Source organism: Auritidibacter ignavus (assembly GCF_029853775.1).
GTDB lineage: Bacteria > Actinomycetota > Actinomycetes > Actinomycetales > Micrococcaceae > Auritidibacter > Auritidibacter ignavus.
The window spans coordinates 1538730-1550135 of the sequence record NZ_CP122564.1; the positions used below are offsets into that span (position 1 = coordinate 1538730).

At 60.1% G+C, this 11406-nt stretch carries 14 protein-coding genes; 6 read left to right on the top strand and 8 right to left on the bottom strand.

Features of this window, described 5'->3' with window-relative positions:
• Window positions 1-99: 99 nt before the first annotated feature.
• The 5 genes from rpsN to QDX22_RS07050 form a co-directional block, all read right to left on the bottom strand.
• On the bottom strand, window positions 100-405 hold the full coding sequence (rpsN, locus tag QDX22_RS07030) for a 30S ribosomal protein S14 (RefSeq protein ID WP_110098071.1): 306 nt from the start codon (window positions 403-405) through the stop codon (window positions 100-102).
• 3 nt (window positions 406-408) lie between these two features.
• Window positions 409-576 (bottom strand): 50S ribosomal protein L33, encoded by a 168-nt coding sequence (gene rpmG, locus QDX22_RS07035; protein WP_110100733.1) that lies wholly within the window; start codon window positions 574-576, stop codon window positions 409-411.
• 1 nt (window position 577) lies between these two features.
• Window positions 578-814: a 50S ribosomal protein L28 gene (gene rpmB / locus QDX22_RS07040; protein ID WP_110098073.1), complete on the bottom strand. Its 237-nt coding sequence runs from the start codon at window positions 812-814 to the stop codon at window positions 578-580.
• A gap of 340 nt (window positions 815-1154) precedes the next feature.
• The gene (locus QDX22_RS07045; RefSeq protein WP_158524720.1) at window positions 1155-1580 is read right to left on the bottom strand and encodes a MarR family winged helix-turn-helix transcriptional regulator; all 426 of its coding nucleotides are present in this window, start codon (window positions 1578-1580) and stop codon (window positions 1155-1157) included.
• Between the two features lie 337 nt (window positions 1581-1917).
• Complete coding sequence (locus QDX22_RS07050; protein WP_279673498.1) at window positions 1918-3399, bottom strand: MFS transporter; 1482 nt, start codon at window positions 3397-3399, stop codon at window positions 1918-1920.
• Window positions 3400-3493: 94 nt separating this feature from the next.
• On the opposite strand from QDX22_RS07050, the gene QDX22_RS07055 reads away from it, so the two are divergent.
• Both QDX22_RS07055 and QDX22_RS07060 read left to right on the top strand, forming a co-directional pair.
• On the top strand, window positions 3494-3928 hold the full coding sequence (locus tag QDX22_RS07055) for a YchJ family protein (RefSeq protein WP_279717678.1): 435 nt from the start codon (window positions 3494-3496) through the stop codon (window positions 3926-3928).
• Window positions 3929-3970: 42 nt separating this feature from the next.
• Window positions 3971-4993 carry an asparaginase gene (locus QDX22_RS07060; RefSeq protein ID WP_279717679.1) on the top strand — a complete coding sequence of 341 codons (1023 nt, stop codon included), beginning with the start codon at window positions 3971-3973 and terminating at the stop codon, window positions 4991-4993.
• On the opposite strand, the gene QDX22_RS07065 is transcribed toward QDX22_RS07060, so the two are convergent.
• Window positions 4957-6093: a glutathione S-transferase family protein gene (locus QDX22_RS07065; protein WP_243857479.1), complete on the bottom strand. Its 1137-nt coding sequence runs from the start codon at window positions 6091-6093 to the stop codon at window positions 4957-4959. The two genes, QDX22_RS07060 and QDX22_RS07065, sit on opposite strands and share 37 nt — an antisense overlap.
• Before the next feature lie 12 nt (window positions 6094-6105).
• Between QDX22_RS07065 and QDX22_RS07070 the strand changes: the two genes are divergently transcribed.
• The 4 genes from QDX22_RS07070 (at window position 6106) to QDX22_RS07085 (ending at window position 8935) form a co-directional block, all read left to right on the top strand.
• Window positions 6106-6936 carry an MBL fold metallo-hydrolase gene (locus QDX22_RS07070; RefSeq protein ID WP_279717680.1) on the top strand — a complete coding sequence of 277 codons (831 nt, stop codon included), beginning with the start codon at window positions 6106-6108 and terminating at the stop codon, window positions 6934-6936.
• 34 nt (window positions 6937-6970) lie between these two features.
• Window positions 6971-7804, top strand: coding sequence for an SDR family NAD(P)-dependent oxidoreductase (locus tag QDX22_RS07075; protein ID WP_279717681.1), 834 nt, complete (start codon window positions 6971-6973; stop codon window positions 7802-7804).
• Window positions 7805-7885: 81 nt separating this feature from the next.
• On the top strand, window positions 7886-8353 hold the full coding sequence (locus tag QDX22_RS07080) for a universal stress protein (RefSeq protein WP_279673482.1): 468 nt from the start codon (window positions 7886-7888) through the stop codon (window positions 8351-8353).
• Complete coding sequence (locus tag QDX22_RS07085) at window positions 8354-8935, top strand: O-acetyl-ADP-ribose deacetylase (RefSeq protein WP_279673481.1); 582 nt, start codon at window positions 8354-8356, stop codon at window positions 8933-8935.
• On the opposite strand, the gene QDX22_RS07090 is transcribed toward QDX22_RS07085, so the two are convergent.
• Together QDX22_RS07090 and QDX22_RS07095 are read right to left on the bottom strand one after the other, a co-directional pair.
• The gene (locus QDX22_RS07090) at window positions 8932-9621 is read right to left on the bottom strand and encodes a mismatch-specific DNA-glycosylase (RefSeq protein ID WP_279673480.1); all 690 of its coding nucleotides are present in this window, start codon (window positions 9619-9621) and stop codon (window positions 8932-8934) included. The genes QDX22_RS07085 and QDX22_RS07090 overlap by 4 nt on opposite strands.
• A complete protein-coding gene (locus tag QDX22_RS07095) occupies window positions 9602-11395 on the bottom strand; it encodes a mechanosensitive ion channel domain-containing protein (protein WP_279717682.1) in 1794 nt (597 codons plus the stop codon). The genes QDX22_RS07090 and QDX22_RS07095 overlap by 20 nt, the downstream gene beginning before the upstream one ends.
• Window positions 11396-11406 lie beyond the last annotated feature (11 nt).

The window sequence follows — 11406 nt, forward strand, 5'->3', positions numbered from 1 at the left end:
CCGTATGCCACCCACGGGTGTGCATACGGGTCATCGTGCTGGCTGACTGCGACTGAGCGGAACAGCTCGCACTAGCAACTAGCTGGCATGAACTGATGTTTACCAGGAAGACTTGGTGATACCGGGCAACTCGCCTCGGTGTGCCATGTCCCGAAAACGAACGCGGGAGATACCGAACTTCTGGAGGGTACCGCGGGGACGGCCATCGATGGAGTCGCGGTTGCGAACCCGAACTGGCGAAGCATCACGGGGAAGCTTCTGCAGGCCGACGCGAGCTTCTTCACGAGCCTCATCGGAGGCGTTGGGGTCAACCAGTGTGGCTTTCAGCTGCTTGCGCTTCTCGTCGTAACGGGCGGCAATAACTTTACGCTGCTCGTTCTTGGCGATCTTGGATTTCTTAGCCAAACCTCAGCGCTCCTCTCGAAACTCTACGTGCTGACGGACAACGGGATCGTACTTCTTCAACGTAATCCGGTCAGGGTTATTCCGACGGTTCTTCCGGGTCACGTAAGTGAAGCCGGTGCCGGCAGTTGACTTGAGTTTAATAATGGGACGCAGGCCCTTATCTTTTGCCATCTTAGAGCTTCACTCCTTTGGCGATCAGATCGTTGACCACAGCATCGATACCGCGAGCGTCGATCACCTTGATGCCTTTGGTCGAGACATTCAGGGTTACCTTCCGGCCGAGCGAAGGCACGAAGTAGGTCTTTTTTTGGATATTTGGATTGAACCGGCGCTTGGTACGACGGTGCGAGTGGGACACGTGGTACCCAGTACCTGGCCCAGCTCCGGTTACCTGGCAATGTGCTGCCATGATCACTCCTCGATTTAAGTACTAGTAAAAGGACGGGCAGAACCCGAAAGAGGATCCCGCCACCAGTGTGTACACCGCACTCTTACTGCGACTTTCCGAAGGTAAACCAGGCTGGGTGAGAACCAACCGAAGTGCCCTTAATCGCTAGGGTGAAGACGGTGAGTCCCTGTTTTACCAGGGATCCAGTTTAGGGAACGACGCCGTTTTCCGGCACGAGGACACCATGACGCATCTCAACGTACATGATGCGGACTCGCACGACGCGTAACAAACTTCTATTGTAGGAGTTTCGCTACTTGCGGGCAAATTAACCGCGGGACGTGCTGATCACAGCGGGTGATCAGTCGTCTTCTTCATCCTCGTAGTCCAGCAACCAGTGATCGGGGTCAATTTCTTCCAGTAACTGAGAGAACAGGTCGTCAATCGTTTCCAGATCTTCGTCATCGAACACGGACAACACCCGGCGACGCACCGAATCAGCGTAACGACCCTGAACCTTCTCCACTTCCTTCTCACCCTGTGGAGTCAGCTCAGCCATGGTCACACGCTTATCGCTCGTGGCTGGGGTACGGATAATCACGTCGCGTTCTTCGAGCTTGCGGGCCACGTGAGACAGGCGCGACAACGAGGAATTGCACCGCTCGGCTAATTGCGACATGGTCAACGCACCGTCTGCATCATGCAGAGCAGACAACACTTGGAACTCAAAGAAGCTCAGAGAACCGGCTTTTTGAAGATCCGTCTCGATCATCGGGCCCACGGTCATAACAACCGCTACCGCGCGCCGCCAAATATCTGCTTCCTTCTGGGTCAGCTGCGCTTTTCGTCTTTGTGAGTGGTGTGGAGCCATCTTCCTTGTCTCTCTTGCCTTCCCGAAAGTTCGCCCTTGATGGGTATTTAAAGTGCGAACAAACAATTGTAAACGTAGAACACCTTGTGTTTCACGAATACCTTAGTCGACACTGGTTTTGGCATTGGTTCTGGTAATCTCCAGTCGGCTAGGGGAATGAGTTTAGTCAGAGAAATAGTACACCACAGAAGTGGGAAGAAACGCCAGGGTTTCATCAATACTACCGTGAATTCTCTCAGGTACTTATCAGTAATTATTCAGTTCTTTTACTGCCTCGCCAGTCCACGATGGCGACGAACAAAGCAACGAGGCCGAAGACCACTAAAACGAGGATCGAGACATCGAATGCGTTGAGGTATTCTCGGGCAGTTTCTGGTCTGATCTCCTCAACGTCTTTTCCGGCATTCACCGGCAGGTGAGCGGTCATGCTATAAAACACCGCGGTGGCCACGGCCACACCGATGGCATTGCCGACCCGCTGGCCGACCTGATAAAAGGAGCCAGCAACGCCGGCTTGGGGCAACGGCACGTCAATCAAGCTCCTCATCTGGTTAGCTGACATGACGATACCGGGAGCGATACCAGCTACACCCATAATTATTGCCATAGCCAGTGGTGTGTATTCAACAGAGACTAGGCGGGCACCCAGCGCCAGAGACAGCAACGCGATGATGAACAGGATGAGACCGGCGAAGACCAGCTGAGGAGCGTAGCGCAACGTATATCGCCCCACCCAGGCCGCGGCGATAGCCGATACCACGGCCCACGGCACGGTGATGAGCCCGACCACGAGAGCCGAGTGGCCCAGACCTTGTTGGTTGTAGAGGGTCATCACCAGAAACAGCGGTGGCATCATGGCGAACCAGAGGCTGGTAATGATCACGCCGTAGCGGTATGAGCTGTAGCGGAACAGCGCGAAATCGAGCACCGGTGATTTACCCTGGGCCTTATACCGAAACTCCCAGATGACGAATCCGGCACCGGCGATAACTCCGAGGACTAGCAACAACCATCGGGCCGGGATGTCTTGGTCGGTGCCACTGGTCAGCACGAAGGGCAACATCATGAATAACACGGTGGCTGCCAGAAGCCCGACGCCGACCAGGTCAAGTTGTCGGTCGCGCACATCGCGCGGCTGATCCTTGGGAAGTAGCCAGATAGCCAGTGGGAGCACAATGATCACCAGGGGAACATTCATTCCGAATGTCCAGCGCCACCCGAGTTCAGGCCCGAGCGCTCCAATAAATAGACCACCAACCGCTGGGCCAAAAGAGGTTCCCAAACCAATGCTGGCCCCAAAGAATCCGAGTGCTTTACCACGTTCTTGGCCTTGGAATAAGTTTTGAATGATGCCCAGGACCTGGGGCATTAAGGTGCCAGCTGCAATGCCCTGGACAATGCGAGCGGTAACCAGCATGGTCGATGAGATCGACAGCATGGCTACCAGCGAGGCGATGGTGAACGTCACCAGCCCGATCAGGAACATTGATTTGCGGTTCCAGGTGTCTCCTAGCCGTCCGGCAGGAACGAGGGCCACTCCGAAGGCCAATACATATCCGGCGACGATCAGCTGGTTATCGGTCGTGGTTGCGCCCAGGGTTTCTCGAATAGGTGTCAACACCACGTTGACCTTGACCAGATCGAGGATCGTCAAAATCGCGGTGACCGCGCAGACGGTAAAGGCTAACCAGGGGGATTGTCGCGGTGCGGTAGTGCCAGTGGCAGAGGCGGACACCGAAATACGCTCCTTCGTCTCAGGGGGTGTTCGTGACAGATCGTCGCCGATAATAGTGTGATAACCCGATTATCCTACGCCGATTGGATTCATCGTGACCGACGAGCCTACGCCTCCACAACCCGCTCTGCCCGCCTGCCTATGTGGCAGCTTGCTGGTGGCCGAGCAGTGCTGGATACCGTTGTTACGTGGCGAGCGGTATGCGCCGCCGGCTGAAGCCTTGATGCGGTCTCGCTACACGGCTTTCGCCGTGGCAGACCGCGACTATGTGATGCGCACCTGGGCCAGTCAGTCTCGCCCCGAGCAGGTGGTTTTGGACCCTCGCCAGCGGTATACCGCATTGCGGATTCGTGACGTGGTTGCTGGTGGGTCTCAGGATGAGACCGGAATCGTGGAATTCATCGCTTTTTCCCGCGATACTCACGCAGGTCGCATCATCCAGCATGAGCGCTCACAATTTATCCGCCAAACTCTTGACGATACCCCCGGGTGTTGGGTGTATCTTGAGGACGAAATTTTCGAACACTGAGTCCCCGACCTTCAGCCAGCTGCGCAGACGAAAGGACCCGTTGTGTCAAGAGTTCATGTCATCGCCACCGGTGGGACCATCGCCTCCCGGACCGAGCATCACAGCATCGGCTCAGTGGCCTCCGATAGCGTCGAGGAGCTCCTGGGAGTCATCACATCCGGTGATCGTGAAACCCACGAAGATTGGCCGGAGCATCAGATCAGCGGTGAACAGCTCTTCTCGGTCAATAGTTTCCGACTGACCTTCGCTGATCTTCGCCAGATCGCGTTGGCGGTTGAGCAGGCAATCGCCGACCCGGAAGTGGTTGGCGTGGTGATCACCCACGGTACCGACACCATCGAAGACACCGCCTTCTTCTTACACTGTGTCTACACCGGTACCGTTCCGGTGGTCATCACCGGGGCCCAGAAGCCTGCCGATGACCCAGCGGGGGATGGTCCGGGAAATTTGCGCGAGGCCATCTTGGCGGCCGGGCACCCGCACATGGCTGACACCGGGGTCTCCATTAGCTTTGCCGGACGGATTCATTCGGCTCGCGCCACCCGCAAACACCACACCTTGGCTCCAGAGCCTTTCACCGGGGGCACCGAGATCGCGACGGTGACACACGGAAAACTGGTTCGCCAGGCCACGGTGGCCGCCGGGCCGGGGTTGCCGATGCCAACCGCCGAGATTGGCTCGGTGCAGATCCCGATTCTCGAAGCCGGCCTGGGCAGCTCGGCCCAGTTGGCCCGCCACCTGGTCGAGGGCTCCGCCTCATGCGGCATAGCCCTGGACGGGCTGGTATTGATGGGCACCGGAGCCGGTAATGCCGCCGACGGATTTGTGACGGTCGTCGACCTCGCCTGTCAGCACCACATCCCGGTCGTGTTGGCTACCCGCACCACATTCGGTCCGGTGGTGGCGATCTACGGTAACGGTGGGGGTGTGGACCTGGTCGCGGCCGGGGCGATGCTGGCCGGTTCGCTCAGCCCCTACCAGGCCCGGATTCTGCTGGCACTGCTGGTGTGCGCAGGTTTCGTAGCAGATCAGCTGGCTGACCGGTTTGCCGAGGTAGCCGGGTAGAGCGGGTTGTGGCCGGCAGTGACCTGCTCAGCAGGGCGCACCGGTTCGGGTGCGGTGCCATCGCCGAAAGGTGTGCCACCCAGTTCCTCACGACGGTGAGCGCTCAACCAGCCGGAGACATTGGGTCCGGCTGGCACGATCTGGGTGGGATTAATATCGGCGTGGACAATGTAGTAGTGCTGTTTGATCTGGACGAAGTCCACGGTGTCACCGAAACCGGGGGTTTGGAACAGGTCCCGGGCGTAACCCCACAGGGCCGGGAATTCGGTAAGTTTCTGGCGGTTGCACTTGAAGTGGCCGTGATATACCGGGTCAAAGCGCACCAAGGTGGTGAACAGGCGCACGTCGGCTTCGGTGATGTGCTCGCCCATGAGGTACCGGCGGGTGGACAGCCGGTCTTCTAACCAGTCCATGGCATCGAATAATCGCGTGTAAGCCCGGTCATAAGCCTGCTGCGACCCCGCGAATCCGGCCCGGTAGACCCCGTTATTCACCTCGGTGAAGATCCGGGTGACCACCTCGTGCATCTCCTCCAGCTGGTCCTCCGGTAACAGGTCAGGGGCTCCAGGCCGGTGAAAAGCACGCCACTGGGTGGAGAAGTCCAGAGTGATCTGCGGATAGTCATTGGTGACCACCGCGCCGGTCGGAATGTCGACGATGGCTGGGACGGTAATACCGCGCGGGTAGTCGGGAAACCGGGCGAGGTAGTTTTCCTGCAACCGGTGGGTGCCAAGCACCGGGTCGTGTTCTGTCTCATCGAGGTCAAAGACCCAGGAGCGTTCGTCATGGGTTGGGCCAGGGGTACCCAAGGAGATCGCGTCTTCCAGTCCCAACAGTCGTCGCACGATCATCGTCCGGTTCGCCCAGGGGCAGGCGCGGGCGGCCACCAGCCGGTAGCGTCCAGACTCCACGGGCCAAGCTTGCGCCTCGTCGGTTAAACCGGCCGAGAGGTCGGTGAGCTGGCCTACCTGGTCATAGGCCACCCGTTCAGCGGCCGTGATCGCTTCCGGGTCGGCGACGATCCGGTCATTGATGTAATTTGTGTCGCGGTTATATTCTTGACCGCTTGTCACGTAGCCGGTTGCGCCCTGTAATTCCATACACTCAATACTATGGCAGTGGTACAACGCACAACAGCTCATACCGAAGTGGTCCGTTCTGATAATGCCTCGGGGATGACCCTGACCGGCACCAATACCTACCTGATCGCCGCCCCAGAGGCGCAGACGGTGGTGCTGGTAGATCCCGGCGAGGCCGCCTCACAACGCGAGCACCTGGCGCGGGTACGTCAGGCCCTGCACGGCCGGAGCGTGGAACTGATCGTGATCACCCATCACCACCCGGATCACACCGGCGCGGTCGAATACTTTCACCAGCAGCTTCAGACCCCGGTCACCGCATTCTCCTCCAGCTGGTGTCGCCATACCCAACCGGTGGCCGACGGAGAGCACATCACCGCGGCCGGTACCACCGTGCAGGTATTGCACTCCCCCGGCCATACCTCTGATTCGATCTGTCTGGTTTTACCGGAAGACCCTGCGGTGATCACTGGGGATACCGTGCTGGGCGCCGGGACCACCATGCTGGATCATCCCGATGGCCGCCTGGTGGACTATCTGGCCACGATGGACCGCCTGATCGCCACTGCCGAGGGCCTGACTGATCATCCAGCCACCACCGTTCGTGGTCTGCCGGCCCACGGGGATCCGTTATCGGATCTGGCGCAGGTTGCCCGGCAGCTCTCCGCGCACCGCTTGCAACGCGTCGAACAACTACGGCAAATGGTGGATCTTGCTGCCTTCCGGGGTCGTGATATCGAGGTCGCTGACCCCGTAGTGCAGTCTTTAGCCACCGAGGTCTACCCCGATGTTCCGCCTGAGGTGCGCGGTCCGGCCGTGCAAACCGTAGCTGCCACACTGCAGTATCTGATCGATCACCGCTGATCCCACGCCCCGTGCTGATTCGAAGGAGTTTCCCGTGAAAAACACGGATGACCGCTCATCGACCTCCTCCTACGAGCAGGCTTCCGACCACGCACCCGTGGCACTGATCACCGGCGCCTCCTCCCAGCTGGGGGCCGCTTTTGCCCGGCATTTGGCCTCTCAGGGGTATCGGTTGGTGTTGACCTCTCGCCACCTTGACGGGCTGGCGGCGGTGGCTGAGGACGTCGAGTCCCGCTACCGGGTGGTGACCGAAACGTTAGTGGCCGATCTGGCGGAGTTTGCCGAGCGCCAACGGGTGATCGACCGGTTGGTGGATCCGCGTTACCCGGTCCAAATGCTGGTTAATAATGCCGGTGTGGGGCTGGCCGCGGACTTTGCTGATAGCGACTGGGAGACTGAGGCCCGGATGATTGAGGTCAACTTCACGGCCCCGATGCATCTGCTCCACGGCGCGCTACCAGCATTTCTGCGTCGCGGAGGTCGGATCGTGAATGTCTGCTCGATCGCCGGATTGTTCCCGGACGGCTCCTATGGGGCCACCAAGGCCGGTCTGGTGGCTTTCTCTCGGTGGGCGCATGCTCGGTACCACGCTGACGGTGTTAATGTCACCGCACTGTGTCCGGGCCTGTTGGACACCGACTTCCATGTCAATTCCGGCGTCGACGTCTCCCATCGGCCCAAGTGGAGTTTCACCGAAGTGGATCAAGTGGCCCTGGAGGGGTTGGCCGCGGTGCATAAAGGCGACCCGTTGTGCATTCCCGGCCGTGCTGCGAAGTTGCTGGCCCGCTCCGCCAAGGTGTTACCCAACCGACTGGTGGCCTCCATTGCTCGCAAACGGCCGCTAACCGGTAGCTCCGAGCAAGATTAGCCCAGAGACGATAAGCTCAGAAGTGTTCCCTCCGCCGGTTGTTACCGGTGGGATTTCGCCGGCGAAAGGACGACAACGACCATGACCATTCTTGTCGGGTATAAGCCCTCCGCTGAGTCGCGGGCCGCCTTGCGCACTGCCCTGCAGATCGCCGAACGTTGCGGAGAAAACGTCGTGGTCCTCAATGCTGGCCCTGGGGGCGAGCACCGCACTTCGTCGTCGATGACCGAAGAGACCCGGCGGGAGCTGAACTCCATCTTGGCAGCGTCCTCAGCCACCACCGAGTTCCGCGAGTATGCGCGGGGAAACACCACCATGGACGAGTTCAAGACCGTCGCGGCCGAGATTCGCCCCTCGATGATCGTCATCGGCATCCGCCACCGGTCCGGATTCGGCCGGTTGATGATGGGCTCGGTGGGCGATCAGATTCTGCAAGAAATGCACGAACCGGTGCTGGCGGTCAAGGCCACCCAGGACCAGGACCTCACCTCACCGGATGCCACCCCGGAGATCACCGGGGATGCCGACCCGAAACAGGTGGAATCCTAGATGCTCACACCCCCATCGCCGAGTTCTGCACACGGGTACCCCATCGAGGTCATCACCGGTGATATCACCATCCTCGAGGTCGACGCGGTGGTCAATGCCGCCAATTCCTCCCTGCTCGGTGGTGGTGGCGTCGACGGAGCGATCCACCGCGCCGGCGGTCCCGCCATTCTGGAGGCCTGTCATGCCCTACGGTCGGACAAGCTGCCCAAGGGACTTCCCGCTGGCGAGGCCGTGGCCACCACGGCCGGGCATATGCCCGCTCGCTGGGTGATCCACACGGTCGGGCCGGTGTACTCCGTCAAACAGGACCGCACCGAAACCCTGAGATCCTGTTATCGGAAGTCTTTAGTGCTTGCCGATGAGCTCGGCGCCACCTCGGTGGCTTTCCCGGCGATCTCAGCCGGTGTCTACGGTTGGCCGATGGATGATGCCACCCGGATCGCCGCCCGAAGTTGCGCTGAGACTTTGGACGAGCTCGCTGCCCGCGAGGATGGGGCACCCACGGTGAAACAGGTGGTGTTGGTGGCCTATAACGACCAGGCCGAGGCCGGGTTCCGCGCCGGGGTTTCCAGCCTGGCTTAGTCCGCGTGCTGTGGCCGGTCAGTCTCCAGCCCGGCAAGCACCGTCCGCCACTTATCGGCCAAGGTGTCAATGTTCTCGTGGGCATTGAGCCCCGACGGTTGTGGCACCACCCATAATTGCACCTCATCAGGCCACTGCGCTAGCAACTCATAGGTGTCCCGGTCTGTCGCACTCAACCGCCCCAGCTGGGCCTGAGGTGCGTGATATGCGGTACGAAATGCGGTAATCCCGGCAATCGCCACAGCCGCGGGGCGCAACTGCCCCACTCGCCGGATCAACCGTTGGCCACCCTCCCGGAGTTCTGCGGTGCTCAGCTGGTCAGCCCGGACAGTGGCACGTTGCACCAGATTCGTCATCCCGATTCCCGACGAGACCAGCTCATCGGCCAGCTCTGCACTCATTCCGGCACTGACATCGACCGGTTCCTGGAGCATCCCGGCACGGTACAGAGAGGGCCAGAACCGGTTTCCCGGGCGGGCGAACGGAGCGTTGACCGCCGCGGTCCACAACCCCGGGTTGATGCCACAGATCAACAGCCGCAACCGTTCTTCGGGATCGACCGGCAACACATCATCGGTGATCTCTGGATCGGTGGTATCCACCGCGTTCAAATCCTGGCGAGTGGGTTTGGCCCCACCCAGCGGAGATTCCCGTCGCGGCTGGGCCTTAACTCTGGGAACCGTCATCGGCCCCTCCATCAGATTCTTCGGCTTCTTCGGCGCGTTTGCGGGCCTGGTACTGTTTGAGTTCTTCGAGCTCTTCGGTGGTGAGGTTATCGATATCGACCGGCTCGCCGGTGTTCGGATCGATCTCCGGGATCGCCCCGGTGGATTCCGCAGTCCTTCGCGCCCGCTCTGCGTAGGCGTCTTCACCAGGTCCGGCCATATCCCGACCACGTTCCAGCCCAGCAATCGAGGAGGTAAAGACCGAGGAGGCATCCGAGGACCGGGTCAACGGCACCGAACCGGAATCCTGAGTCTCTGGGGTGGACTCAGCATCATCGCTATCGGAGTTCTGTGGCTTCGATGTGCCCGAGGATGCGGACTGTGCCGACTGATCTGCCCCGCGGACGGCCTCGTCCAGGGTCTCACCCGGACGGATCACCGGTAACTGCGAGATCACCGCGGGAGGTTCATTGGTGTCGTACCAGTTCTCCCAGCGGGACTGTTGTTGGTGCTGGTCTTGTGTTGCCTGCTGAGTCGTCTCGGACTCCGTGTTGGGCTTGGTCTGAGACGAGTCTGCACGATCGTTCTTACCCGGTGCCACGTGGGAGGACGATTCCGTCTGATTCAGCGGACCGCTGGGTTCCATGATGCGCATCCGGTAGATCACCTCGGGGTGCTTGGTGCGAATGAAGGTGGCGAGGTCTTCGCGCACCAGGCACCGCAGATCCCACAGTTCACCGTAGTTGCGGGCTGAAACCACGGCCCGAATATGCAACATGCCCGATGCCGCGTCGGTAACCTGCATCGAGGCGTCACGGCCGTCCCACAGGTCGGTGGAGGCAAGCAGGGCGCGCAACCGTTCACGCAGGTTGTCCATAGGCACCTGCCAGTCCACGTCGAATTCCACCACACCCGACAGTGCGGTGCCCACACGGGTGAAGTTTTCATACGGGGTGGTGGTGAAGTGGCTGGAAGGGAACAGAATCCGCCGACCGTCCCAAATCTTGAGCACCACATAGGACAGGGTGATATCTTCCACAGTGCCTTCGTAGTCGTCCATCGCCACCACGTCACCGACACGGATCGCATCGGTGAAGGCCAGCTGGATGCCGGCGAACACGTTGGTCAAGGTGGACTGGACTGCCAGGCCAGCAACCACCGAAATCAAGCCGGCCGAGGCAAGAAGACCTGCGCCCAACGCCCGCACCTGGGGAATCGCCAGCAGAATGGCCGACACCGCAATTACCACGATGACCGCAACCAAGATGCGACGGATGAGTTGCATCTGGGTTTGGATACGACGTTCACGCAAAGAACCAGTTCCGGCCACGTGATATTTATCGGCGATGCGCGACTCAATGAAGTTCACCACGCGCAACCCCAACCAGGCGAAGCTGGCTACCACACACACCAAAAGGATGAAGGCCAAACCCGAATACCAGGCCAAATCTCGGCCAGAGAGTCCCAACGCAATGCGGGCACCCAAAAAGACCAGGGCGAGAACCATCGGGGTATACAGGCGACGCAACTGAGCGTGGAAGGTCTTGCGCCGACGGAAGGCCATGGAGGTAACCACCACAATGATGCCGGCGACGACCAGGCCCACCAGGGCGCCGACAGCCAGGTTAAGCACCACGCCCAGGACAGGCCCCAGCGATTCCACGTTGGAGGAGGCCGAATCTTGAACATTTTGGGGTAGCGCGTCTTCTACCTCGGCAAAGCCATCGGAGGTGGAGGGGCTCGGCTCTGCTGATTCAGGGGTCGAGGATGCTAAGAGGGTGAGTCCAGAAAGCATAATCTCCACTG

What these genes read in the sequence shown, in the direction of transcription:
- rpmG (WP_110100733.1), bottom strand. Translation starts at nt 576, where the DNA reads ATGGCAAAAGATAAGGGCCTGCGTCCCATTATTAAACTCAAGTCAACT.
- rpmB (WP_110098073.1), bottom strand. Translation starts at nt 814, where the DNA reads ATGGCAGCACATTGCCAGGTAACCGGAGCTGGGCCAGGTACTGGGTAC.
- QDX22_RS07045 (WP_158524720.1), bottom strand. Translation starts at nt 1,580, where the DNA reads ATGACCGTGGGCCCGATGATCGAGACGGATCTTCAAAAAGCCGGTTCT.
- QDX22_RS07065 (WP_243857479.1), bottom strand. Translation starts at nt 6,093, where the DNA reads ATGGAATTACAGGGCGCAACCGGCTACGTGACAAGCGGTCAAGAATAT.
- QDX22_RS07070 (WP_279717680.1), top strand. Translation starts at nt 6,106, where the DNA reads ATGGCAGTGGTACAACGCACAACAGCTCATACCGAAGTGGTCCGTTCT.
- QDX22_RS07080 (WP_279673482.1), top strand. Translation starts at nt 7,886, where the DNA reads ATGACCATTCTTGTCGGGTATAAGCCCTCCGCTGAGTCGCGGGCCGCC.
- QDX22_RS07085 (WP_279673481.1), top strand. Translation starts at nt 8,354, where the DNA reads ATGCTCACACCCCCATCGCCGAGTTCTGCACACGGGTACCCCATCGAG.
- QDX22_RS07090 (WP_279673480.1), bottom strand. Translation starts at nt 9,621, where the DNA reads ATGACGGTTCCCAGAGTTAAGGCCCAGCCGCGACGGGAATCTCCGCTG.
- QDX22_RS07095 (WP_279717682.1), bottom strand. Translation starts at nt 11,395, where the DNA reads ATGCTTTCTGGACTCACCCTCTTAGCATCCTCGACCCCTGAATCAGCA.